We start from the raw sequence: 24,580 nt of genomic DNA on the forward strand, positions 1-24,580 counted from the left end.
CCGGTCATCGGTGCAGCCCACCATATCCCTCATGGTGAGCTTGTCGACCCATGCACAGCGCTACGGCCAGTCCAGTGAATTCCTCGTCCGCACCCTAGCGTGAACAGGCGAGGAATACCGGAAAGCAATGGCCATGTACCGCAGTGCCTATTCCAATCCCTCGAACAGCAGGGTGGACAGATAGCGCTCGGCGAAGGAGGGAATGACGACAACAAGGTTCTTGCCCTTGTTTTCAGGCCGGCTGCCAATCTCTATGGCAGCCGTCAGCGCCGCGCCCGAGGAAATGCCGACGGGAACGCCTTCCAGCCGCGCCACGAGACGGGCATTGGCGAAGGAATCTTCGTTCGAGACCTGGATGACCTCATCATAGATGTGCGTGTCTAGAACCGCGGGTGCAAACCCGGCGCCGATGCCCTGGATCTTGTGCGGGCCGGGGTTGCCTCCCGAAAGCACTGGCGAATCCTTCGGCTCGACTGCAATGATCCTCACGTTCGGATTGCGCTGCTTCAATACCTGGCCGACGCCGGTAATGGTGCCGCCGGTGCCGATGCCGGCAACAAAGATGTCGACCTTGCCGTTCGTGTCGTTCCAGATTTCCTCGGCGGTGGTCCGGCGATGAATCTCGGGGTTGGCAGGGTTGTCGAACTGGCCGGGAATGATCGCATCCGGTGTCGTCTCGACAAGCTCGTTGGCCTTGGCGATCGCACCCTTCATGCCCTTTGCGCCTTCAGTCAGGACGAGTTCGGCGCCCAGCAGCTTCAGCATCTTGCGGCGTTCGACGGACATGGTTTCGGGCATCGTCAGGATCAGGCGGTAACCCTTCGCAGCAGCAGCGAAGGCGAGGGCAATGCCGGTATTGCCGGAGGTCGGCTCGACAAGCGTGGTCTTGCCGGGCGTTGCCTTGCCCTGGGCTTCGAGCGCTTCGATCAACGCCACGCCGATACGGTCCTTGACGCTGGCAATGGGATTGAAGAATTCGAGCTTGGCCAGAAGATTTGCGCCGACACCCTTCTCCTTTGCCAATTTATCAAGGCGGATAAGCGGCGTATCGCCAATCGTGTCCACTATGGAATTGTAGATGCGGCCACGGCCCGGTTTGCGCACGTTATCGCTCATGAATATTCTCCCAATGCTGGATTGCGTCGTGAGCCGATCTTATGGGCCCCATCTGAAAATTCATAGTCGAAGCCATCCGCAAACCGTCGACCTGTTAGAAAAATCTACTAACGTCTCCGAATGGATAGTATGGAAATCTAAGTTAGCTGCGCCCTGCAATCGCCAGTGCGGCGCCGGCCATGAAGGCGGCCGCCGTCCGGTTGAGCCGTTTCAAAGCCCGCGGCGAGGCGAGAAGTCCGCGCGCCTTTGCTGCCAATGCCAGGTAGGGCACCAGCACGATCAGCAATACCAGGACGGTGAGTGTGGCCAGGATCGAATAGTCGGCAAGCGTGATCGTATGAAGGTCAACCAGCGTTGGCGTCAATGCAATGTAGAAGAGCATTGTTTTCGGATTGCCAAGCGTCACCGCGAGACCAGCGAGCACCGCCGATAATGCGCCGCCCCGGCTTTGCTTTGCTTCGATCTTTTCCGCCGAAATGCCGGACGTCCACAATCCCCACGCGAGATAGGCGAGGTAGGCGACACCTGCCCATTTGACCACCAGGAAAACCGTCCCGAAGGTCTGTGCCACCATTGCGAGGCCGAGCACCACTGCGGTCAGATAGGTAAGGTCGCCGATGATGAGACCGATCGACATGAACAGCGAGGAGCGGAACCCCGAGCCAAGTGCCCGCGCGACAAGGGCCGTTACGCCCGGTCCCGGGATGGCGGCAGCAATGGCAAGTGCACCCGAATAGGCAACGAAACCGGCAAGTGTCATGACGAAACTCGAATTAATGGAGGGTAAGCGGAGGCGGACGATACTCCTGTGCGCGATTTCTGTCCATGGGACAAAACTCGGGCGACCGGTCTTGAATGCAGTGTTCAGGCGATATAGTTTAGAACTATTCTAAATCTTGGGTGATATCATGTTCAGCCGCTTCTTCGGTCACCGCCACTACGACCTTGCGTCCCTCTCCGAACAGCAAATCCTCGCGCTCGCCATTTCGTCGGAGGAGGACGACGCGCGGATCTATCTCGCCTATGCGGACGGGTTGCGCGAGGATTTCCCACAAAGCGCCAGGGTATTCGAAGACATGGCAGAGGAGGAGAACAGTCACCGCCAGACGTTGATCGACCTCCACCAGGCGCGTTTCGGCAGCCAGATCCCGCTGATCCGCAGGGAACATGTGCGCGGCTATCTCGAACGCAAGCCCGATTGGCTGGTTCGACCCCTCGGTATCGGCAAGGTGCGCGAAATGGCAGAGAAGATGGAGGACGAGGCCTACCGTTTCTATTCGGAAGCGGTGAAACTCGTGAGCGATGCTTCAACGCGCAAGCTGCTCGGCGACCTTGCCATTGCCGAGAAGGCACACGAATCGCTCGCGCATCGGCTCGGTGTGAAGCATACACCGGACAATGTGCAGGAGGCCGAGAAGCAGACCGAACGCCGGCAGTTCATCCTGACTTATGTCCAGCCCGGACTTGCCGGGTTGATGGATGGTTCAGTCTCGACTCTTGCGCCAATATTCGCTGCTGCCTTCGCCACGCAGGATACGTGGCAGACATTCCTGGTGGGCCTCTCCGCCTCCCTCGGGGCAGGCATATCCATGGGCTTCACGGAAGCAGCCCATGATGACGGCAAATTGTCAGGCCGTGGTTCACCGCTCAAACGGGGTCTTGCCAACGGCCTGATGACAGCCATCGGCGGCCTCGGACATGCGCTTCCTTACCTCATACCCGACTTCTGGACGGCAACCACAATTGCCGCACTTGTTGTCTTCGTCGAGTTGTGGGCCATCGCCTACATCCAGCACCGCTACATGGAGACGCCGTTCTTCCGGGCGGCGATCCAGGTCGTGCTCGGCGGCAGCCTGGTGCTGGCGACCGGCATTCTGATCGGGAATGCCTGAGGAAAATTTCATGGCAGCGCATCGTCAATACAATCCGTTTGAAGCCCGCTAAAGCCTTGCCTGTCACTGCCATTTTCGTGGTGAAAAACCCTTCCTGCCCAACTGGTTAAAGCTAATTTTTCATGAATTCATCTGATTTTAACCAACGGCGTTCAGGAGGTGTTCATCTTTATGAGTTAAATTTTAGCTAATTAATAGCTATCGGCTCGCCCGGTAAGCCAGAACTACGAGACCCGAAATGATGAACATGATGATCCAGCTGCGCGATACGCTCCGCATTGTCCGTGAATTCGTTGTACCGAGCTACCGGCCAGAACGCCATTATATGCGTGGTCCCGGTCCGGCCTGTGCCCAGCGCAATCACGGCCATGGCGTTCAGGCATCATGAAAGGCCTGCGCATCAAGCGGAGCCTGATCACGGGCGCGCAACCCATAGTCACGCACAACGGACGCAATCCTCAACCGGTAATCGGCAAAGATCCCGGCTCGGCCGTCGCGTTGGGCCATGCGATGTTCCTCGGTCTGGCGCCAAGCCGCCACTGACGCTTCGTCGCGCCAGAACGACAGGGACAAATAGCGGTTCTCGTTGGCAAGGCTGCGGAACCGTTCCACCGAAATAAAGCCATCCATTGTCTCAAGCAGTGGCCGCAGGTCCGCTGCCCTGTCAAAATAGTCCTTGCTGCGTCCCTCGGCAGGCTCCACCTCAAAGATCACTGCAATCATCGTATCAATCCTCCGTTCTTGCCCGTCACAAGGTGCAGGAAGGTGCGGTCCTCGCGGCGGATGAACCGTTTCTCCCTGGCAAATTCATAATTGGCCCTGCCCACGGGGTCAGCTTTCAGCCGGGCGCGGTAGGCTTCATAGGCGGCCAAGCTCTCGATGTTATAGGCCGCATAGGCCAGTGTCGCCGAACCTTCATGCGGTGCATAGTAACCAATCAGATCAGCACCGCAGCGCGGGATAGCCTCGTTCCAGTTGCGGGCATACTCCTCGAATGCCTCCTTCTGGTAGGGATCGATGTCGTACTGGATGAAGCACGTAATGGTCATGGTGGTCACTCCTTTGCAATTCGAATGATCCCGGTATAGCCCGCAAGCGCGGCTTGATACTTCGACCAATTCCGAAGCATTCTCCTGCGGGTTGCAGGACAATCCGGCCAGACGAAAACCACGGAATCTATCATGTCGAACAATGCAAGATTTGCGGAAATAGCGGCGTTGGCCGGTGATCCGGGCCGTGCCAGCATGCTCAACGGTCTGATGGATGGCCGTGCGCTGACAGCAACGGAACTCGCGCGGCTTGCCGGTATCACGGCACAGACGGCGAGCAGTCATCTGACGAAAATGACCGAGGCCGGACTGCTTCTCGTCGAGAAACAGGGTCGCCATCGCTACCACCGGCTTGCATCGCCGGCCGTGGCGCAGATGATCGAAAGCATCATGCGCATCGCCGCGCCAGAAGCGGTCGTCAGACAACTCCGCACCGGTCCGCGCGACATGGCGCTGAGGGCAGGGCGCACCTGTTATGACCACCTGGCGGGCCATCTCGGGGTATCGATCACCGATGCGCTGATCGATGCCGGTCATATTGAACTCGGCCTCGATGCCGGCGAGGTTACCGATAGCGGTCTCGCCCTGTTCGACCGCGCGGGCGTGGACATCAAGGCGGCGGCCGCCAAGCGCGGCCGCATCCTGTGCCGGCCGTGCCTCGACTGGAGCGAGCGTCGCCCCCATCTGGCGGGCGCCATAGGCGCGGCACTGTGCGCCCACTGCTTCAACCATGGCTGGATCAGACGCATCGAGGGTACGCGCGCCGTCTCCGTCACGCCAAACGGCCACAGACATCTGCGCGAGACCTTTGGCGTGCGCTATTCATAGTGGGTCAAGAACGGCAGACGGGGCACCAATACCGTTGAAGGTGCCCTGTGCGTGGTTCGTAGCTCGATAGGCTCGTTATGATGAAGTTCACCATGAGGATGTCGTGAACTGCAATGAAGCGTGCCGAATCTGTCAAATGCCAACCACCCACATCCCTCATGGTGCGCTTGTCGAACCACGTACAGGACCAACTGATTCGTATTCCACGCGTGCGTCGTTATTTATACATGCCGGGTGAACGAATTCAGGTTATTCGACGGGTCAGTAAATTTTGAACAAACTTGAGAAAATGAGTCAAAAGTCGAATTGAAATGATTGAAGGAACTGTGAGAATCTACCCGTCATCTTGATTAGAAAGCACATGACGATGGCAATCGCTTTTGATACGCCTGGTTATTCGAAAAGGTTGCGTGCCGGCGGCATCGACCAGCAGCACGCAGAGGCTCACGCCGTAGCTGCGAGGGATTTCATCGTGTCCGAACTGGTTACCAAGTCCGACTTGACGGCGGCGATAACAACGCAAACGCTCGCGCTGACACTTCGCCTCGGCGTGATGATGACCGTCGGATTCGGTGCTCTGGCAACGCTCATGAAGCTGCTTTAGCGCTAACTGGGTTTTGTCTGCCCGGCAACGTTGGGGGCACGTCGATGAACGTCGCTGCTGAGTTGCGTGGACATGAAAAGCGCGGCGTTGTTCTAGATTTTCCTCTCCCTTCTTTTGCCCGAATCGCTTGTATATTCCCGTCAACATCCAACCGGGGACCTGATTCCATGATGAAGAAACTTGCCATCAGCTGCCTTGCAGCTACCTTCCTTGCCGGCTGCACGACGACCGATCCCTATACCGGCCAGCAAAAGGTGTCGAACACTGCTGGCGGTGTCGCGCTCGGCGCGCTGGCAGGGGCCGGTCTGGGCATGCTGGCGGGCGGCAATGATCGCCGTAACGCGCTCATCGGCGCCGGTATCGGAGCGCTCAGCGGCGGCGCCATCGGCAACTACATGGATCGCCAGGAATCGGAGCTGCGCGCGCAGTTGCAGGGCACCGGCGTCTCGGTCACGCGCAGTGGCGACCGGATCATCCTCAACATGCCATCCAACATCACTTTCAATACCGATCAGGATCAGGTGAAGCCGCAGTTCTTCGAGACACTGAATTCGGTTGCCATCGTCCTGCGCAAGTTTGACCAGACCACAGTCGATGTAGCCGGCCATACGGACTCCACCGGCAGCCTGCAACACAACCAGCTCCTCTCAGAGCGGCGTGCGCTTTCAGTATCCAACTACCTGACGCAGCAGGGCATCGACAATCGCCGCTTTGCCGTCCAGGGCTATGGCCCGACGCAGCCTGTCGCGACCAATGCCACCGAGGCCGGCCGTGCCCAAAACCGCCGCGTCGAGATTTCGATCGCGCCGCTCACCTAGGCCGCAACGGAGGCGCGAATTTGACAGCATTCGCGCCGAGGATGTGGACTGCAATGATAATCCTGGCAGAATTTGGCGCCCTGCAATTACTCACCTTTTTCATCCAGAGCTTGTCGAAGGGCGCATGGCAGCACTGCCGGCCACGTTTGCCAGCATCGTCATCTTGTCACTTTTACCTGAGTCCATGCAGGGCAATGGCAATGCGTGCTGCCAGCCGGGCATTGTTCTCGACGAGGGCGATGTTCGCCTTAAGGCTTTCGCCCTTGGTGATGTCGAGCATTTCGGCAAGAAGAAACGGCGTCACGGCCTTGCCGGTGACGCCATTTTTTGTGGCGCGGGCAACGGCTTCGCGAATATGCCCCTCCATGATCTGTGCCGGAATTTCGCTGGCTTCGGGGATCGGGTTGGCGATCAGCATGCCGCCAACAACGCCAATGGCATCGCGCGCGGCCTGGAAGCGGGCTATGGCCTCAGCACTATCGAGCCGTAGCGGCGCTTTCACCGGTGACTGGCGCGACCAGAAGGCGGGCAGCACATCCGAGCCATGGACGACGACAGGGACGCCTTTGGTTTCAAGCACTTCCAGTGTTTTCTCGATATCCAGAATCGCCTTTGCGCCGGCTGATACGACGATGACAGGGGTGCGGCCAAGCTCCTCCAGGTCGGCGGAAATATCGAAGCTTTGCTCCGCGCCCTTGTGAACGCCGCCAATACCGCCGGTTGCGAAGACCCTGATGCCGGCAAGGTGCGCGGCCAGCATGGTCGCGGCAACCGTGGTGCCGCCGGTGCGGCCTTCCGAGAGGGCAAAGGCAAGGTCGGCGCGCGACAGTTTCATCGCGCCCGTGACCTGCGCCAGCGCTTCACGTTCCGGGGCCGAGAGCCCAATCTTCAGCCGGCCGTTGACGATCGCGATGGTCGCGGGGACAGCACCTTCCTCGATGATGATGGCTTCGACATCCGCTGCCATGCGGCTGTTGGCCGGATAGGGCATGCCGTGGGTGATGATCGTGCTTTCCAGTGCAACGACCGGCTTGCCTTGATCCAGCGCTTGGCTCACTTCGGGGGCTATGTCGGTGAACGGATTGAGGGACATGGCTGTCATGATCGTTTCCTTTGTCTTTCAGCTAAGCGGCACAGCAGCTGGAATGCACTCTAATGCATGGTCGAATTCCGATGGCGAGAAACGCGGACTTGCGGAGTGGGTCTGCAACGTCAGCATCGACGCGGCCATGCCTTCTCTCACGGCCGCTTGAAATGTGTTGCCGCGCATCAGCGCGGCGATGGTGCCCCCGGCCAGCGCATCACCGGCGCCGGTCACATCGGCAATGCCATCAACTGCCGGTGGCTGGATGGCAAGTGCTTCGTCGCCGGAAAAGGCGAGGGTGACATGGCCGCCATTGCTGACAACGACGCCGCGCAGTTCCAGTGCCCGCAAAGCCAAATGGAGGTCGTGCAGCGGTGCATCCGGCCCCAGACCCGTCAGCGCCCGTGCTTCGCGCCGGTTCATGAACAGGCAGGTGAGATTGCTGAAGATGGGCCGCAGCCTCTCAACCTTCGCAGGCGAAATCGCCAGCGCAAACAGTGGGCGCATTCCAGCCAGACCCGCGACCCGTTGCAGCGCCTCGGAAGGCAGGTTTGCGTCGCAGAAGACGGCATCGGCGGCGGCGATTGCATCGCGCACCTTCCGCCGCAGCAATTGCCGCGGCAGTGCAACGTCATAAAGCTCCATGTCGGCAATTCCTGCGACCACATCGCCGTGTTCGTCGAGGATGGCGGTATAGCTCGGCGTTGCACGGTCCATATAGACAGCCGATCCGTCCTTGATGCCGGCCTTGTGGATGGCATCGCCAATGAGGTCGCCGATCCGGTCGCCGCCGCGCACCGAAAGGATCTCGGCCGCCACCCCGCGCTGTACGACGAGCCGCAGCGCGTTGAACACCCCGCCACCCGGTTCCTCCCGCATGATGCCCGGGTTCGACGCGCCCGGCACGAAGGGCACGCTGCTCTGGCCGCGCCGGTCGAGATGAGCGCCGCCAACGGCAAAGAGCAGCGGTTTGTGGGCTTGGGTCATGATTGATTTGCTGTCCGGTCAATTCACGTCGAGGCTTGCGCCTGGGTTTCTGTAGAACGCCCGGTAGGGAGACGCAATCGCGCAACCGATTCGAACCACCGCGCGCGGCTGCTGCTTCGCCGCCGCAGATTCGCGCCGGAACGGCGTCTGCGGCATATCATCCCGACGACAAGAACATTTTGGCAACATTTTTCAGATATTGTGGTTTTACAATGGGTTATGGCTGTTGCCAAACAAGAACAAAACAGATACAAATAAGTTCATATAGAGGAACATCCGTACTTCATGGATAGCACAGGGGTAGTGTAACATGGCTCAAAATTCTTTGCGGTTGGTTGAGGGTAATTCAGTGGATAAAACGAAAGCTCTGGATGCGGCATTGTCCCAGATCGAGAGGGCCTTTGGTAAGGGCTCGATCATGCGGCTTGGCCGCAATGAGCAGGTGGTGGAGATCGAAACGGTCCCGACAGGCTCGCTGTCACTGGATATCGCCCTTGGCGTCGGCGGTTTGCCGAAGGGCCGCATCGTGGAAATTTACGGGCCGGAAAGCTCGGGCAAGACGACGCTTGCCCTGCATACCATTGCCGAGGCGCAGAAGAAGGGCGGTATCTGCGCCTTTGTCGATGCCGAACATGCGCTTGATCCCGTCTATGCCCGCAAGCTGGGTGTCGACCTTGAAAATCTGCTGATCTCGCAGCCCGATACGGGCGAGCAGGCGCTGGAGATCACCGATACGCTGGTGCGTTCCGGTGCCATCGATGTGCTTGTCGTCGACTCGGTTGCCGCGCTGACGCCCCGTGCCGAAATCGAGGGCGAAATGGGCGATTCGCTGCCGGGGCTGCAGGCGCGGCTGATGAGCCAGGCGCTTCGCAAGCTGACCGCGTCCATTTCGCGTTCAAACTGCATGGTCATCTTCATCAACCAGATCCGCATGAAGATCGGTGTGATGTTCGGTTCGCCCGAAACCACGACCGGTGGCAATGCGCTGAAATTCTATGCGTCCGTGCGTCTCGATATCCGCCGTATCGGATCGCTGAAGGAGCGCGATGAGGTCGTTGGCAACCAGACGCGTGTCAAGGTCGTCAAGAACAAGCTTGCGCCGCCCTTCAAGCAGGTAGAGTTCGACATCATGTACGGCGAAGGGGTTTCCAAGACGGGTGAGCTGGTTGATCTCGGCGTCAAGGCGGGCATCGTGGAGAAATCCGGTTCCTGGTTTTCCTACAATTCACAGCGTCTCGGTCAGGGCCGCGACAATGCGAAGCTCTTCCTCAAAGAAAATCCGGAGGTCGCCAATGAGATCGAGCTGGCGCTGCGCCAGAATGCCGGCCTTATTGCCGAGCAAATGCTGGACAAGGGGCCTGACGACATCGAGGATGATGGCCCTGACGCCGCCGAAGGCTGATCACCTGGCAAGGGTCGTTTCAGGTTTTTGACATCAAACCCGCATCCAGGATCTGGCTGCGGGTTTTGCTTTGGGCAGCTTCCGGTCCCGTTCCCATCATGGTGAGCTTGTCGAACGACGCACAGCCGCCATGCGTGCTTCGATAGCCAGCGTTGATACCGGTAGAGCATATCCAAACCACCCGGATTTTCTGGACAGTTTGCAACCGCCTCGCTACAAGCGTTGCGTTCCGCCTTTTTGCTCCGGCATAGGGCCAATTCCGCTTTGGATAAAAGAAGTCAGAGGCAAGAAACATGAGTGGCGTCAACGAGATTCGGTCGACATTTCTGAACTATTTCAAGAAGAACGGCCATGAGATCGTGGCGTCAAGCCCGCTGGTGCCGCGCAATGACCCGACGCTGATGTTCACCAATGCGGGCATGGTCCAGTTCAAGAATGTGTTTACCGGTATCGAACAGCGCCCCTATAACCGCGCTACGACATCGCAGAAGTGCGTGCGTGCAGGCGGCAAGCACAATGATCTCGACAATGTCGGTTATACCGCCCGTCATCACACCTTCTTCGAGATGCTCGGCAATTTCTCCTTTGGTGATTATTTCAAGGAAGAGGCGATATCGCTCGCCTGGAACCTGATCACCAAGGAGTTCGGCCTCCCCAAGGACAAGCTCACAGTCACCGTCTATCATACCGACGATGCGGCCGCCGGATTCTGGAAGAAGATTGCCGGCCTTCCGGAAGAGCGGATTATCCGTATCGCCACAAGCGATAATTTCTGGGCGATGGGTGATACCGGTCCGTGCGGTCCCTGTTCGGAAATCTTCTATGATCACGGCGAAAGCATCTGGGGCGGCCCTCCCGGCAGCGCCGACGAAGATGGCGACCGCTTCATCGAGATATGGAATCTGGTCTTCATGCAGTTCGAGCAGGTGACGAAAGAGCAGCGCATCGACCTGCCGCGCCCGTCCATCGATACGGGCATGGGCCTGGAGCGTCTTGCCGCGGTCCTGCAGGGCAAACATGACAATTACGATATCGACCTGTTCCAGACGCTGATCCATGCCTCGGAAGAGGCGACGGGCGTCAAGGCCGAAGGCAAGTTCCGCGCCAGCCACCGGGTCATTGCCGATCACTTGCGTTCTTCGAGCTTCCTGATCGCCGACGGCGTGCTGCCTTCCAATGAAGGGCGCGGCTATGTGTTGCGCCGCATCATGCGCCGCGCCATGCGGCACGCGCAGCTGCTTGGTGCAAAGGAGCCGCTGATGTGGCGCCTGCTGCCAGCACTCGTGCGTGAGATGGGCCAGGCCTATCCGGAACTGATCCGGGCCGAGTCGCTGATTTCCGAAACATTGAAGCTGGAGGAAACGCGCTTCCGCAAGACACTGGAGCGTGGCCTCGGCCTGCTTGGCGAAGCCACGGAGACCTTGGGCGAGGGCGACAAGCTCGACGGCGAAACCGCATTCAAGCTCTACGATACCTATGGCTTCCCGCTCGACCTGACGCAGGATGCGCTGCGCCAGCGCGGCATCGCCGTCGATACCGACGGTTTTGACGCTGCGATGGAACGGCAGAAAGCCGAGGCACGCGCCAGCTGGGCGGGCTCCGGTGACGCAGCCACGGAAACCGTGTGGTTCTCCGTACGCGACAAGGTGGGCGCAACCGATTTCCTTGGCTACGAGACTGAAAAGGCGGAGGGCGTCATTACCGCCCTCGTGCAGGACGGCAAGCTGGTAACAAGTGCCGCGGAGGGATCCGATGTCGCCATCGTCGTCAACCAGACGCCATTCTATGGCGAATCCGGCGGACAGCAGGGCGACACTGGTATCATCTCCGGTGAGGGTTTCAGCGTCGCGATCACTGACACGCAGAAAAAGAATGATGGCGTCTTCGTCCACATCGGCAAGGTGACCAAGGGCACAGCCAAGTTGGATGCTGCCGTCGAGCTGAGGGTTGACAGCGTGCGCCGCACCCGCATCCGCTCCAACCATTCGGCTACGCATCTCCTGCATGAAGCCTTGCGCGAAACATTGGGCACCCATGTGGCGCAGAAGGGCTCGCTTGTGGCGCCTGACAGGCTGCGGTTCGACTTTTCGCACCCGAAGCCCATTTCGGACAAGGAGCTTGCCGTGATCGAAGATCTCGCCAACGAGATCGTCCTGCAGAATGCACCGGTGACGACACGTTTGATGGCCGTCGACGATGCCATTGCCGAAGGTGCCATGGCGCTGTTTGGCGAGAAATATGGCGACGAGGTGCGCGTTGTTTCCATGGGTACCGCACTGCATGGCGACAAGACCGGCAAGAGCTACTCGACAGAACTCTGCGGCGGTACGCATGTCCGCGCCACCGGCGATATCGGCCTGATCCGCGTTGTCTCGGAAGGCGCGGTGGCGGCCGGTGTGCGCCGGCTTGAGGCACTGACAGGTGAGGCTGCCCGCCGTTACCTTGAGGAGCAGGACGACCGCGTCAAGGCGATCGCCGGCGTATTGAAATCGACGCCGGCCGATGCGCTCTCGCGCGTTACGGCGCTGGTCGATGAACGCCGCAAGCTTGAACGCGAACTCACCGAAGCCCGCAAGCAGCTTGCCCTCGGTGGCGGTTCGGCTGCGGGCGGCGCACAGTCCGAAACCGTCAATGGTGTCGGCTTCATAGGCAAGGTGGTCTCCGGCGTCAATCCGCGCGATCTGAAGCCGCTGGCAGACGATGCGAAGAAGACAGTCGGCTCCGGCGTCGTTACCTTTATTGGCGTGGCCGATGACGGCAAGGCAAGCGCAGTGGTCGGCGTCACCGACGATCTTGTCGGCAAGTTCAGCGCGGTCGATCTCGTGCGTGTCGCTTCGGCAGCCCTTGGCGGGGCCGGCGGTGGCGGTCGGCCCGATATGGCGCAGGCGGGCGGCCCGGATGGCTCAAAAGCCGAAGAAGCCGTTACCGCCGTACGCGAGGCGATTGCGGGCTAGTACTTCTGAATGCACCAGCCGCGTGTATTGCGGCTGGCGGCGCAATGCGGATAGTACCGGCTAGCCCTCCCGCGGGCTCTGCGCCGCTGCCAGGTGCATGGGTGCAATGCTGTAGCTGTTCAGGCCGGCGAGCACAGAAGGGTCATTCTCGGCAAACTGCACCGCCTCGTCGTGATGCATCACCTCGAGCAGGGCCATGCCGAACCAGCCGTCCGGATCGCGGACGGGGCCGTAGGCGAGCACGGTTCCAGCATCGAAATATTCGCTCATGTAGGTAATGTGCTGGCGCATCAGTTCCTGTTCGTCATCGTCCATGTCTTCGGCAAAGGTCGGGCGTGGTGGGATCAGGCGGAAAAAGAACTGCTGCTTGGTCATGGCTCATCCTCCGGTATGATGCCCCATCATCATACCTTCACTTCTCCAAATGACAAAAAGCCCCGGAAAACCGGGGCTTTCAGTTGCTTTGACGCGATCGTCAAAGGGGCTCGGCCCCTCAGGCAGCCATGGCCTTCGACAGGTTCTCATTGATCTTGTCGAGGAAGCCGGTGGTCGAGAGCCAGGGCTGGTCCGGACCGATCAGCAACGCCAGATCCTTTGTCATGTAGCCGGCTTCAACCGTGTCGACGCAGACCTTCTCAAGCGTGTGGCTGAAGCGTTCGAGCTCGGCATTGCCGTCGAGCTTGGCGCGATGGGCAAGGCCGCGGGTCCAGGCAAAGATCGAAGCGATCGAGTTGGTCGAGGTTTCCTCGCCCTTCTGATGCTGGCGATAGTGACGGGTAACGGTGCCGTGCGCAGCTTCGGCTTCCACGGTCTTGCCATCCGGCGTCATCAGCACGGAGGTCATCAGGCCAAGCGAACCGAAGCCTTGGGCCACGATGTCCGACTGTACGTCGCCATCATAGTTCTTGCAGGCCCATACATAACCGCCCGACCACTTCAATGCCGAGGCAACCATGTCGTCGATCAGGCGATGCTCGTAGAAGATCTTCTTCTCGGCGAACTTTGCCTTGAATTCCGCATCGTAGATCTCCTGGAAGATATCCTTGAAGCGGCCGTCATAGGCCTTGAGGATCGTGTTCTTGGTCGAGAGGTAGCAGGGAACGCCGCGATTATAGGCATAGTTGAACGATGCATGGGCGAAATCGCGGATCGACTCGTCGAGATTGTACATGGCCATGGCAACGCCGGAACCGGGCGCGTCATAAACCTCGTGCTCGATTGTCTCTCCATCATCGCCGACGAACTTGATCGTCAGCTTGCCCTTGCCAGGGAACCTGAAGTCGGTTGCACGGTACTGGTCACCGAAAGCGTGACGACCGACGATGATCGGCTGCGTCCAGCCCGGGACCAGGCGGGGCACGTTCTTGGCAATGATCGGCTCGCGGAAGATCACGCCGCCGAGAATGTTGCGGATCGTGCCGTTTGGCGACTTCCACATCTTCTTGAGGCCGAATTCCTCGACGCGCTGCTCGTCCGGGGTGATCGTGGCGCATTTGACGCCGACACCATATTGCTTGATCGCATTGGCCGCATCGATCGTCACCTGGTCATTGGTGGCATCGCGGTGCTCAATGCCAAGATCGTAATATTTCAGGTCGACATCGAGGTAAGGATGAATCAGCTTTTCCTTGATATACTGCCAGATGATGCGAGTCATTTCGTCGCCATCGAGCTCGACGACCGGATTTGCAACCTTGATCTTAGCCATTGAGTGTCAGCCTCTGTTTCGCTGCGTGTGGGTATCAGCTTGGGATTAAAGTGAGGGTTCGCGCCCCTATAGCACCGCGATTGCAGAACGCAAAGTGAGGGCTCTGGTGTTTGATGTAGTTTCTGAAATATTCCGCATTAGCGCTCTGTTGGGTCGGCAAGGCGCTGTGCGTGGTTCGACAAGCTCACCATGAGGGAAGCAGGGTTTTGCAGGGCGCTAGCGTTGAACCATTCCTGCTGCGAGCAATAGACTCCCTCATGGTGAGCTTGTCGAACCACGCACAGCAGCATTGCCCAGCAAAAAAACCCGGGCTATGAGGACTCCAGCAGAGCTCAAGGAAGAAGAATGGCCGGAACAGACAGACAGCGCACCCTCATCGCCGAAGGCCCGGCGATCATTCTGGTCGAACCGCAACTGCCGGAAAATATCGGTATGGTGGCGCGCGCCATGGCAAATTTTGGCCTGGCGGAATTGCGCCTTGTCAAGCCGCGCGAGGAATTTCCCAACGACAAGGCGCGTTCCGCCGCCAGCCGGGCCGATCATATCATCGATACGGCGCAGGTGTTCGAGGACCTTCCGTCAGCGATCCAGGACCTCAATTTCGTCTACGCCACCACGGCGCGCGAACGCGACGCGTTCAAGCAGGTGCGCGGCCCGGTTGAGGCCGGACAGGCCCTGCGCCAGCGTTTCAACAAGGGCGAGAAGACAGGAGTTCTTTTCGGCCGCGAACGCATCGGCCTCAATAATGACGAAGTCAGCCTTGCCGATGAATTGGTGACGTTTCCGGTCAATCCGGCATTCTCGTCTCTGAACATTGCACAGGCGGTCTTGCTCATGTCCTATGAGTGGATGAAATCAGGTCTCGAAAAGGATACGGATACCGCGTTTCGCGGCCCGGATCTTGAACCTGCGCCAAAGGAACATCTGCAGGGTTTTTTTAATCATCTCGAGGATGCACTCCAAGCTCGCGGCTATTTCCGGCCAATGGCGCGCAAGGAGATCATGGTCAACAATCTGCGCGGAGTCCTGACGAGGCCAGGCTTTTCGGAGTCCGAATTGAAGCTCCTGCGCGGCGTCGTCGTATCGCTCGATTATTTCTCGCCGAAGACGCCGCGGGGTTCGGGCGCGCCGGAAGGGCGCAAGCGCGAAAAGTCTGCGGCAGTCGAGGCCTCCACGGAGGATTCATCGAACGATGAATGATGCGAGCAGCCGTCCGATCATTGCCTTCGACAGCGGGATTGGCGGCCTAACGGTGCTGCGCGAAGCGCGCGTCCTCATTCCGGACCGCCGCTTCGTCTACATTGCGGACGATGCCGGCTTTCCCTACGGCGACTGGGAGGAGGAGGCACTGAGGCAGCGGATACTGCGACTGTTCGATGGTTTCATCGCAAAATACGATCCGGAGATCGTGATCATCCCCTGCAATACGGCCTCGACGCTGGTCCTTGATGATCTGCGCCGCGCATTTCCATCGGTTCCCTTCGTCGGCACCGTCCCTGCGATCAAGCCTGCGGCGGAGCGTACCTCATCCGGGCTCATCAGCGTGCTGGCAACACCGGGCACGGTCAAACGTGCCTATACGCGCGATCTCATCCAGTCCTTTGCCACCAAATGCCATGTCCGCCTGGTTGGCAGCCAGAGCCTTGCCCGCATGGCCGAATTGCACATGCGCGGCGAAGGCATCGACGACGAAGCGATCCGAGCAGAGATTGCACCCTGTTTCTACGAGAAGGATGGCGCGCGCACGGACATCGTCGTCCTCGCTTGCACGCACTATCCTTTCCTTGCCAATGTCTTTCGCCGCCTCGCGCCGTGGCCCGTGGACTGGCTCGATCCAGCGGAGGCGATTGCCCGCCGCGCACTGTCATTGCTTAAGCCGAACGGAACAGGCGTAGAGCCGGAACATGGCGACGACATCGCCGTCTTCACATCGGGAATTCCGGATTTTTCCACCCGTCGCCTGTTGCAGGGCTTCGGCCTGGAAACGCAGGTCGTTGCCTAGTGGCGGCGAACGTCCGGCAACCCGGATTTTCCCGTCCCGTTGCAGGGACTTGCGCGCCGTTCCTCTCGCTGCCTGAGTTGGTAAATCCTGGTTCTGTGGGAGCAAAGTAAGTTCCAAAATAAATACGACTTTTGTTCAATAGACACCGCAGCTACAAGTTGATTAGTATACCGGCCACAAACTACAGCGTGTATACACTTCATGGTATTGCCTGTTTTGTCCTTTGGCCAAACTGCCTCAGGATGCTTCTTTGCATCGCGTTGCAAAATCAACCTTATCAAATGAGTTAAACATATCTTGTTGGTTGGGAGGTTGGGATGAAGTATTGGATTCCGATAATTTCGACATTTGTCTTGCTGGCTGGTTGCGATGGGGATTCCGGCAAGAGCGAAGCCGACGGTACATTTACCACGGCGCAGCTCGATCCCCCGATCAAGGCTCGGGAAAATCCGGAGAAAGATAAGTCCATCAAGACCCTCGCTCTCAGTCTGCCCGAGGATCATGTGGTGGAAGACAGGAACGCTTATAGCGCGGCAGCGAATGCGAGCCTTCCGCGAGAGGCTGTGGACGAGACACCCGCGGTCAAAAATCACCAGGCAATGATCGACGGCAAGCTGATCAGGTACACTGCCTCCGCGGGCCACCTCATTTCCTATGCGCCGAATAAAACCGTTGCGCAGGCCTCTCTGTTCTATATGGCCTATACGAGGCAGGACTTGCCGAAAGAAAATCGCCCGGTGACGTTCTTCTGGAATGGAGGTCCAGGCAATTCATATGTCTGGTTGCAACTGGGCTCGTGGGCCCCGAAGCAACTCAAGATTTTTGCCCGGGATTTTTCAAAGAGCGAGAAGGATGGTTTTTCGTGGATCGACAATGCCGAAACGCTTCTCGACAAGACTGACCTTGTGTTCGTCGATCCGCCCGGAACAGGATTCTCGCAGGCAATCGCACCCTACAGGAACAGCGACTTCTGGAGCGTGGAGGCCGATGCGCTGTTAAATCACGACTTTATCGTGCGTTTCGGCGATCGGTTCGGACGCCAGCGCTCGCCGAAGTTTCTCTTTGGCGACACCTTTGATGGCATCCGCCTGCCGATCGTGGCCAATCTGCTGGTGGCTGGCAAGAGCAGCACTTCCGGGGCTGACAAGAATGGCAAGAAGCCTGTTGCACTGTCGGGGCTCGTTCTGAGTTCGCCCATGCTGGACTTGCGTACCAACTGCGGCCAGAGCAGCGATGCCAGCTGTGCGGGCTATCTGCCTTCCTATGCCATGGTGGCTGATTTCCACGGCAAAACAACCAGCCGAGGAGCCGCATCCGCACAGGAATACATAGACAAGCTGCGCATATTCGTTGCTGAGACCTACGATCCTGCGCGCAAGATCTGGTATTCGCCCGAGCTGACCAGGGCAAAGGCCGTACTTGCTGAGGCCGTCAGCCAATACGGCCACATGACCAGTCTATGGTCAAATGCCGCCAGTGCCCGTCAATGGGCTCTCAATGTGGAGACGCGGCCGAATGCCATCGACGAAGCAACCAAACTCGCAAGAGTGCTTCTTGCCGATGATGCGGAACGGGTCCGGTTCGTTCTGGGATTCTTGGCTGATCCACTGGATGCGCTGAAGCAATTCGTTGCCGACGCGAAACAACAGGTCGAGACGGCCTTGACGCCTGCATGGCGGGACTTTGCGCAGACCCAGGCGGGTACAGCCTTGTTCAAGGATATGACGAGCATTACCGGGCTCGATGCCGATTGGCTCCGCGAGTTGGACATCTCCCCGATTCAATTCCGGGACAGACTCTTCCCCCGCGACAATCTCGATCTCCTTGACGCCCGGCTGACCGGCTCCAGCCCATGGATTCCCGCAGCCGAACTTGATTCCAGTCCTCAGTTTGCCGATGCAATCCGGACCGTCCTGCCTGACATGTTCAACTATCGTCACACATCGCCCTACAGGCTCGGCCACAACATCATGCGCCCCTCCTGGCGGTTCGAGCGCGAACAGCAATCCTTCGAGACTGGGCTTCCGGATCTCGCCAGGACATTGGATAGCGACCCGTCGGTAAGGGTGCTCGCTTTGCACGGTTACTACGATCTGCTCACGCCGTTCCATCAGACCGAGCTCGATCTCGCTCGTGCCGGCTTGAGCGATCGCGTCCCGGTCGAAGTCTACGAAGGCGGGCACCTGTTTTTCCATGATGACAAGGGGCGCGCTCAGGCGAGCAAGAGGCTCGATGCCTTCTATGACGGCCCGAACCCTACCAGATCACCTGTCGTGTTGAATTAGGTCCAATGGACATTCAGGTTTCGGGCGTGGCAATGGCAGACCCCTTGCCGGGATTGCTATGCGCGCCCGATCCGCCCAGTTCCTTCCTGATCACCGGTGCCACTTTCGTGCCGTAGAGTTCGATCGCCCTGAGCGTGTTGCTGTGCGGCAGGCTGCCGAGGTCGATCTGCAGCAGGAAACGGTCATGCTTGAAATAGCTGTGCTGCAGCATGATCTTGTCGATGACCTCCTGCGGCGAACCTACCAGCAGGGCGCCGCGCGGCGTGCGTCCGGCCTCGAACTGTGTGCGATTGCTCGGCGGCCAGCCGCGCTCGCGACCGATCTTGGTCATGACGACCTCATAGCTTGGCCAATATTCGTCGGAGGCGGCCTGTGATGTCTCCGCCACGTAGCCGTGCGAATTGATGCTCACCTGCAGCTTTTCGGGTGCATGGCCTGCCTTCGCGCCGGCTTCGCGATACAGCTCGACCAGCGGCATGAAACGGTGCGGCTCTCCGCCAATGATCGCCACCGCCAGCGGCAGGCCGAGCGTGCCGGCGCGGATCACCGATTCCGGCGTGCCGCCAACGGCAATCCAGACGGGCAGGGGATTTTGAAGCGGCCGCGGATAAACGCCAAGATTGTTCAGCGGCGCACGCAGATTGCCGCTCCAGGTGACGCGCTCGCTCGCCCGCAACTTCAGGAGCAGATCGAGTTTTTCCGCGAAGAGTTCATCGTAGTCGTTGAGATTATACCCGAACAAGGGAAAGGATTCGATGAACGATCCGCGACCGGCCATGATCTCGGCCCGGCCGGACGAGATCAGGTCGAGCGTGGCATATTCCTGGAACACGCGAACCGGATCGTCGGAGCTCAAGACCGTTACCGCGCTGGTCAACCGGATGTTCTTTGTGCGCGCCGCTCCCGCTGCCAGTACAACTGCAGGTGTCGAGATGACGAAATCCGGCCGGTGATGCTCACCCACGCCGAACACATCCAGACCGACCTGGTCCGCGAGCTCCATTTCCTCGATGAGGTTCTGCATGCGCTGGTGCGCGTCGATGGCGACGCCCGTTGCGGGATCCGGGCTCGTGCCCGCAAATGTATAGATGCCAAGTTCCATGGTGCGGCCTTCGTTTGATCGTTGCTGCACAATTAAGCACAGCTCCGCTAGAAGTGAAGGACGCACCTTATGGTTGCCGAGGCACCGGAAGGATACCGGCGTTCAGACCGCCGCACCTGCCCATTGCATCAATAAGCCACGGTAAAGCGCGCTCTGCTGTGCTGCGGCTTTTCCGCCTCGTCCACGATCGCCACAGCCAAGTCCCGCACGCTGATCGCACTCTTGCCCTCGGCATCGAATATCGGATGGTCCTTGCCGAGGCGGTACTTGCCCGTGCGCTCACCGGGTGCGAGGGCAAAGGGCGGGGATATGAAACTCCAGTCAAGGTCGGTTTCGCCGCGCAGGTCGTCCAATGCTTGCCGGGCGCCGAGGGCGCCTTCCAGATACTCCGCGGGGAAGGTGATGTCATCGACGAACTGGCCGCCATTCGCCTTGAGGAGGCTGCCCGCACCGCCGATGACGATAAGGCGGCTTATATCAGCCTGCTTGGTTGCCTGAGTGATCGACTTGCTGGCCTTGATATGAATATCCTTGATGTTCGGGTTGCCCCAGCCGGGATTATACGCGGAGACGACGATATCATGCCCCTTCAGCTTGGCGGCAAGGTCCGTGGTATTCAAGGCATCCACCTCGACTCCCGTGACGCCATCCAGATTTTCAACCTTGCTCGGGTTGCGAACCAGGGCAGTGACAACATGGCCGCGCGAAACGGCTTCCTTGCGGACTTCCTGGCCGACAAAGCCGGTGGCGCCGATCAATGCAATTTTCATCGAAATGCTCCTTTGATGCGGGTACGCATCGTTATCTGGTTACCAATAATAACTAAATATGCTAGAAGCGGGACGAGGAGAAGAACGCACCTTTTCCGTTTCAGGGAACATCAAGGTAACTGCCCGCAGACAGAGGAATATCTGACATGAGCATTCATGCAAGGACCGAAGGCGACGTACCCCTTCTGGAAACCATGCCGGCGATGGAATGGGACGGCAATTCGTGTCCAATGCGCGAAGTGCTCGACATCATTGGCGATACCTGGAGCTTGCTGACGATCATCAACCTCCAGTCCGGTCCGCGCCGTTTCAATGTATTGCGCCGCATGATCGAGGGAATCTCGCAACGCATGCTCACCGTAACGCTTCGTTCGCTGGAACGTGATGGCCTGGTGACACGCACCGTCAAGCCGACCTCTCCTCCGGAGGTAACCTATGCCCTGACGGAAATCGGCCATTCGATCGCCGGGCCGATAGGCGCGCTTGGCGATTGGGCGGTAAAGAACCGCGATCACCTGCGGGCAGCGCGGAAAGTATTCGACGAATCCGATGCGGGTTAGATGCGCCACGCACAGCACCTTGGCCTGCTCCAGCAAGCTTCATCCTGACCACGCCACTTTGGAACCCCCGCCAATGCTTCGCGTTTTCCCACCTGTGCACCATCTCACAGGGAGAACAGTGATGCCTGCAAAATCCCAAGCCCAGCAAAAGGCAGCCGGTGCGGCGCTGTCGGCCAAGCGCGGCCAGACCAAGAAGAGCGAACTCAAGGGTGCGTCGAAAAGCATGTACGATTCCATGAGCGAAAAGCAGCTGGAAGAATTTGCCGAGACCGACCGCAAGAACCTGCCCAAGAAAAAGACCAAGCATTAGACCAGTTCGGATATTGCCCTCATGCCATCGGGTGCGCGCATGCTCAGTCACTGGCAGATGCGCGCTTCGCATTTTCTGCCGTGGCAGCCAAGATCGAGATGCAGATTGCCCTGATGGGCCGCGTCGCCGTCCGGTCCGATCACTGTCATGAAGCGATCGCAACTCGCCTTGTGCAGCGCGCGCCAGAATGTCTGTTCCTCCGGCTTGCCTTTCCAGCCTGAACCAAGTTCCGTTGTCTTTCCGTTCCTGAACTTGAACGAGACGATGTCGACGGCGTTGGCAAAGGCATGTTCCGAGACGCGCCCCTTGTGACCATTATTGACCTTGCGGCACTGGTAGTCGGAGCCCGTCGTGATGCTTTCGATCTCGGCGCCGAAATTTGCCTGGGCTTCCTTTTGCACATCGACGACCCAGTTGGCCAATGTACCCGCCATGGCGCAATTGGTCGTGATGGGCGCTGCGAGCTTCACGGGATTGTCCTTGCCTATGGCCGTGATCTTCAGTGGCGAGCGCTCGCCGCACATGCCCTCGGACAAGGGCGGGGTGAGCTCACCCTTGACTTCTCCGTTCATCAATGCCGGGCAGGCGTTCTGGTAGACCCGGTCGTGCGATACCGAGGGATCCGCCTTTTCGACGCTGTCCTCATGTTCAGGCTTCGGCTCGTCCTTGCCCGCTGTTTCGGATTTCGGCAACGGGTTCGGGCCGAGCTGCTCACCAGCACTGGCTGGCTCCTTGGGTTTTTCGGCAGGTTTGGTTTCCGGCGCCGGCCGTTGCCCGGGCAGTGGCGTTTGCGGGTCCGCCTTCTCCATTTCTTCGGCAGGCTTCTCAACGGGCTTCGGCGCCTGCGCGGCTTCGGCACGAGGGTTGTCTATGGGCACAGGCGGCACGGCGGGCAGGGCAACAACCGGCGGTCGTACGACCTTTGCGCGGTGCCCACGCCGGTGCCGCGCGTCAGCATCAACCGCAGAGGTGATCAGCATCGTACTTGCAATACAGGTTGTGAGGGATAGAAGAACGAGTGTCGAGAAACGCGATTGCCGCGAGAATAGGGTCATTACCGGCTCTACTCCTGTTGAGCGTTCAAGCCTAACGCCTCAAATGCGGCATCGGTTTCAATTTATGTGATCCGGTGAAACATGGGCGCACCGCTTGACATCGCCTAACCTTCCCACTAGAAGCCACCCCAGCGCAGGGCCCGAACGGCTCTGCGTTTCATTTGACGTGTCCCGTGAGTGATTTCGCAAAGCGTGCGTGAATCATTCTGTCAGTCTTCACACACAGGAGGCAGAGGAGGGCGCGTTTCCTTGAACCGGAGTGTGAGCTTCGGTTCGTATTTGTTTGAAAGGAAATGCGATGAGCAAGCGCGAATCGTCCAAGTATAAAATTGACCGCCGTCTCGGCGAAAACATCTGGGGCCGCCCGAAGTCCCCGGTTAACCGCCGTGAATATGGCCCCGGCCAGCACGGCCAGCGCCGCAAGAGCAAGCTTTCCGACTTCGGCGTGCAGCTGCGCGCGAAGCAGAAGCTCAAGGGCTTCTACGGCGATATTTCGGAAAAGCAGTTCCGCAAGACCTATGAGGAAGCAGCTCGCCGCAAGGGCGACACCGGCGAACAGCTGATCGGCCTGCTCGAGTCGCGTCTCGATGCGATCGTATACCGCGCCAAGTTCGTTCCGACGATCTTCGCTGCGCGTCAGTTCGTCAATCACGGCCATGTCAACGTAAACGGCCGTCGCACCAACATCCAGTCCTACATCTGCAAGGCTGGCGACGTGATCGAAGTGCGCGAGAAGTCGAAGCAGCTCGTCATCGTCCTCGAGTCGGTTCAGCTTGCTGAGCGCGATGTTCCTGAGTACCTCGAAGTCGATCACAACAAGATGGTTGCCAAGTACAACCGCGTTCCGGCCTTCTCCGACGTGCCGTACGCCGTGCAGATGGAACCGAACCTGGTTGTCGAATTCTATTCGCGTTAATCAGATCGAAGTTTTAGAAAAGAGCCGCCGGAGAAATCCTGGCGGCTTTTTTTTCAACTGGAGTTTTGCATGACTGACCTTCAGGCTGTTGTCGATAGTGTCTATGGCGATCTTGCCGGCCGGATCGGCGAGGGCAAGCTTGCCGATTACATTCCCGAGCTTGCCACGGTCGATCCCATGCAGTTTGGCATCGCTCTGGTCACCGTGGACGGGCAGGTCCATACGGCAGGCGACGCCGAAACAGCCTTCTCCATTCAAAGTATCTCGAAGGTCTTCACACTTACCCTTGCGCTCGGCAAGATCGGCGACGGCCTGTGGAAACGTGTCGGGCGCGAGCCCTCGGGCAATGCCTTCAACTCCATAGTCCAGCTTGAGCAGGAACGGGGCAAGCCGCGCAATCCATTCATCAATGCGGGAGCGATTGCGGTCGCAGATGTCGTGCTGGCCGGGCACCTTCCCAAGGAAGCTATTGGTGAGATCGTGCAGTTCATCCGCCACGTTTCAAATGACGATTCGATCGCGATCGACCACAACGTCGCCCGTTCCGAAACACAGACCGGCTACCGCAATGTGGCCCTGGCCAACTTCATGCGGTCCTTCGGCAATCTCAACCATCCTGTCGAACATGTTCTGGGTGTCTACTTCCACCATTGCGCCATCGCCATGTCGTGCCGCCAGCTTGCCCATGCCGGTCTTTATCTTGCCGCCGCCGGCCGCAACCCGCTCAACGGCGGCAGTGTGGTTTCTTCAAGCCGCGCCCGCCGCATCAACGCACTGATGCTGATGTGCGGGCACTATGATGGTTCAGGGGATTTTGCCTATCGTGTCGGCCTGCCGGGCAAGAGTGGCGTCGGCGGAGGCATTCTTGCCATAGCGCCGGGCAAGGCATCGATTGCCGTCTGGTCGCCGGGCCTGAACGACGTGGGCAATTCACTGCTCGGTTCAGCAGCACTCGAACTGCTGGCACAGCGCACCGGCTGGTCGGTGTTCGGGCAATAGCGCTCTGCCTTTCCGTCATCCTCGGGCTTGACCCGAGGATGACGGAAAGAGGTGTGGCGGCGATTAAAGCAAAAACTGAAAAGGTCTAGAAGCTCTTGCGTTCCAGCCGCTACCTTGTCAATGAAAGCGCAACGAGGTG

25 protein-coding genes are annotated in these 24,580 nt (G+C 59.0%); 14 read left to right on the forward strand and 11 right to left on the reverse strand.

What is annotated here, in order from left to right; genetic code table 11:
• Window positions 1-147: 147 nt before the first annotated feature.
• Together cysK and K9U38_RS01230 are read right to left on the reverse strand one after the other, a co-directional pair.
• Entirely contained in the window at window positions 148-1,116 is a 969-nt protein-coding gene (cysK, locus tag K9U38_RS01225; protein WP_224492513.1) for a cysteine synthase A, read from the reverse strand.
• Between the two features lie 142 nt (window positions 1,117-1,258).
• Window positions 1,259-1,876, reverse strand: coding sequence for a LysE family translocator (locus K9U38_RS01230; RefSeq protein WP_224492514.1), 618 nt, complete (start codon window positions 1,874-1,876; stop codon window positions 1,259-1,261).
• A gap of 148 nt (window positions 1,877-2,024) precedes the next feature.
• On the opposite strand from K9U38_RS01230, the gene mbfA reads away from it, so the two are divergent.
• Both mbfA and K9U38_RS01240 read left to right on the forward strand, forming a co-directional pair.
• Window positions 2,025-3,008, forward strand: a complete 984-nt coding sequence (gene mbfA, locus K9U38_RS01235; protein WP_224492515.1) for an iron exporter MbfA — start codon at window positions 2,025-2,027, stop codon at window positions 3,006-3,008.
• Between the two features lie 241 nt (window positions 3,009-3,249).
• Entirely contained in the window at window positions 3,250-3,396 is a 147-nt protein-coding gene (locus tag K9U38_RS01240; RefSeq protein ID WP_224492516.1) for a hypothetical protein, read from the forward strand.
• On the opposite strand, the gene K9U38_RS01245 is transcribed toward K9U38_RS01240, so the two are convergent.
• Together K9U38_RS01245 and K9U38_RS01250 are read right to left on the reverse strand one after the other, a co-directional pair.
• Window positions 3,384-3,731, reverse strand: a complete 348-nt coding sequence (locus tag K9U38_RS01245) for an antibiotic biosynthesis monooxygenase family protein (RefSeq protein ID WP_224492517.1) — start codon at window positions 3,729-3,731, stop codon at window positions 3,384-3,386. The genes K9U38_RS01240 and K9U38_RS01245 overlap by 13 nt on opposite strands.
• A complete protein-coding gene (locus tag K9U38_RS01250; RefSeq protein WP_224492518.1) occupies window positions 3,728-4,057 on the reverse strand; it encodes an NIPSNAP family protein in 330 nt (109 codons plus the stop codon). The genes K9U38_RS01245 and K9U38_RS01250 overlap by 4 nt, the downstream gene beginning before the upstream one ends.
• A 132-nt stretch (window positions 4,058-4,189) precedes the next feature.
• Here K9U38_RS01250 and K9U38_RS01255 point away from each other — a divergent pair, with 132 nt between their 5' ends.
• The 3 genes from K9U38_RS01255 (at window position 4,190) to K9U38_RS01265 (ending at window position 6,307) form a co-directional block, all read left to right on the forward strand.
• Complete coding sequence (locus tag K9U38_RS01255; protein ID WP_224492519.1) at window positions 4,190-4,885, forward strand: ArsR/SmtB family transcription factor; 696 nt, start codon at window positions 4,190-4,192, stop codon at window positions 4,883-4,885.
• A 367-nt stretch (window positions 4,886-5,252) separates the two neighbouring features.
• Window positions 5,253-5,489, forward strand: a complete 237-nt coding sequence (locus K9U38_RS01260) for a hypothetical protein (protein ID WP_224492520.1) — start codon at window positions 5,253-5,255, stop codon at window positions 5,487-5,489.
• 167 nt (window positions 5,490-5,656) lie between these two features.
• Window positions 5,657-6,307 (forward strand): YiaD family glycine zipper/OmpA-like lipoprotein, encoded by a 651-nt coding sequence (locus K9U38_RS01265; protein ID WP_224492521.1) that lies wholly within the window; start codon window positions 5,657-5,659, stop codon window positions 6,305-6,307.
• 172 nt (window positions 6,308-6,479) lie between these two features.
• Here the strand turns inward: K9U38_RS01265 and K9U38_RS01270 are convergent, their stop codons facing one another.
• A complete protein-coding gene (locus K9U38_RS01270) occupies window positions 6,480-7,409 on the reverse strand; it encodes a pseudouridine-5'-phosphate glycosidase (RefSeq protein WP_224492522.1) in 930 nt (309 codons plus the stop codon).
• An 18-nt stretch (window positions 7,410-7,427) separates the two neighbouring features.
• Window positions 7,428-8,378: a carbohydrate kinase family protein gene (locus tag K9U38_RS01275; RefSeq protein WP_224492523.1), complete on the reverse strand. Its 951-nt coding sequence runs from the start codon at window positions 8,376-8,378 to the stop codon at window positions 7,428-7,430.
• A gap of 310 nt (window positions 8,379-8,688) precedes the next feature.
• Between K9U38_RS01275 and recA the strand changes: the two genes are divergently transcribed.
• Window positions 8,689-9,780: a recombinase RecA gene (recA, locus tag K9U38_RS01280; RefSeq protein ID WP_224492524.1), complete on the forward strand. Its 1,092-nt coding sequence runs from the start codon at window positions 8,689-8,691 to the stop codon at window positions 9,778-9,780.
• A 293-nt stretch (window positions 9,781-10,073) separates the two neighbouring features.
• A complete protein-coding gene (gene alaS, locus K9U38_RS01285) occupies window positions 10,074-12,734 on the forward strand; it encodes an alanine--tRNA ligase (RefSeq protein WP_224492525.1) in 2,661 nt (886 codons plus the stop codon).
• A 60-nt stretch (window positions 12,735-12,794) separates the two neighbouring features.
• Here the strand turns inward: alaS and K9U38_RS01290 are convergent, their stop codons facing one another.
• Entirely contained in the window at window positions 12,795-13,109 is a 315-nt protein-coding gene (locus K9U38_RS01290; RefSeq protein ID WP_224492526.1) for a YciI family protein, read from the reverse strand.
• Window positions 13,110-13,227: 118 nt separating this feature from the next.
• The gene (locus K9U38_RS01295; protein WP_224492527.1) at window positions 13,228-14,442 is read right to left on the reverse strand and encodes an NADP-dependent isocitrate dehydrogenase; all 1,215 of its coding nucleotides are present in this window, start codon (window positions 14,440-14,442) and stop codon (window positions 13,228-13,230) included.
• 345 nt (window positions 14,443-14,787) lie between these two features.
• Between K9U38_RS01295 and K9U38_RS01300 the strand changes: the two genes are divergently transcribed.
• From K9U38_RS01300 to K9U38_RS01310, 3 genes are all read left to right on the forward strand, one after another.
• Window positions 14,788-15,642 (forward strand): RNA methyltransferase, encoded by an 855-nt coding sequence (locus tag K9U38_RS01300; protein WP_224492528.1) that lies wholly within the window; start codon window positions 14,788-14,790, stop codon window positions 15,640-15,642.
• Window positions 15,635-16,444, forward strand: coding sequence for a glutamate racemase (gene murI / locus K9U38_RS01305; protein ID WP_224492529.1), 810 nt, complete (start codon window positions 15,635-15,637; stop codon window positions 16,442-16,444). The genes K9U38_RS01300 and murI overlap by 8 nt, the downstream gene beginning before the upstream one ends.
• 317 nt (window positions 16,445-16,761) lie before the next feature.
• A complete protein-coding gene (locus K9U38_RS01310; RefSeq protein WP_224492530.1) occupies window positions 16,762-18,729 on the forward strand; it encodes a S10 family serine carboxypeptidase-like protein in 1,968 nt (655 codons plus the stop codon).
• Between the two features lie 13 nt (window positions 18,730-18,742).
• Here K9U38_RS01310 and K9U38_RS01315 read toward each other — a convergent pair whose 3' ends face one another.
• Window positions 18,743-19,831 carry an LLM class flavin-dependent oxidoreductase gene (locus K9U38_RS01315; protein WP_224492531.1) on the reverse strand — a complete coding sequence of 363 codons (1,089 nt, stop codon included), beginning with the start codon at window positions 19,829-19,831 and terminating at the stop codon, window positions 18,743-18,745.
• A gap of 128 nt (window positions 19,832-19,959) precedes the next feature.
• The gene (locus K9U38_RS01320; RefSeq protein WP_224492532.1) at window positions 19,960-20,601 is read right to left on the reverse strand and encodes an NAD(P)-dependent oxidoreductase; all 642 of its coding nucleotides are present in this window, start codon (window positions 20,599-20,601) and stop codon (window positions 19,960-19,962) included.
• A 146-nt stretch (window positions 20,602-20,747) separates the two neighbouring features.
• Between K9U38_RS01320 and K9U38_RS01325 the strand changes: the two genes are divergently transcribed.
• Complete coding sequence (locus tag K9U38_RS01325; RefSeq protein WP_224492533.1) at window positions 20,748-21,161, forward strand: winged helix-turn-helix transcriptional regulator; 414 nt, start codon at window positions 20,748-20,750, stop codon at window positions 21,159-21,161.
• A 121-nt stretch (window positions 21,162-21,282) separates the two neighbouring features.
• Window positions 21,283-21,471, forward strand: a complete 189-nt coding sequence (locus K9U38_RS01330) for a DUF3008 family protein (RefSeq protein WP_224492534.1) — start codon at window positions 21,283-21,285, stop codon at window positions 21,469-21,471.
• Window positions 21,472-21,518: 47 nt separating this feature from the next.
• Here K9U38_RS01330 and K9U38_RS01335 read toward each other — a convergent pair whose 3' ends face one another.
• Complete coding sequence (locus K9U38_RS01335; protein ID WP_224492535.1) at window positions 21,519-22,526, reverse strand: extensin family protein; 1,008 nt, start codon at window positions 22,524-22,526, stop codon at window positions 21,519-21,521.
• Window positions 22,527-22,824: 298 nt separating this feature from the next.
• On the opposite strand from K9U38_RS01335, the gene rpsD reads away from it, so the two are divergent.
• Window positions 22,825-23,442, forward strand: coding sequence for a 30S ribosomal protein S4 (gene rpsD / locus K9U38_RS01340; protein WP_106709996.1), 618 nt, complete (start codon window positions 22,825-22,827; stop codon window positions 23,440-23,442).
• Window positions 23,443-23,511: 69 nt separating this feature from the next.
• Window positions 23,512-24,441 (forward strand): glutaminase, encoded by a 930-nt coding sequence (locus K9U38_RS01345; protein ID WP_224492536.1) that lies wholly within the window; start codon window positions 23,512-23,514, stop codon window positions 24,439-24,441.
• Window positions 24,442-24,580: the final 139 nt, after the last annotated feature.

This window comes from Phyllobacterium lublinensis, from assembly GCF_020164435.1.
GTDB lineage: Bacteria > Pseudomonadota > Alphaproteobacteria > Rhizobiales > Rhizobiaceae > Phyllobacterium > Phyllobacterium lublinensis.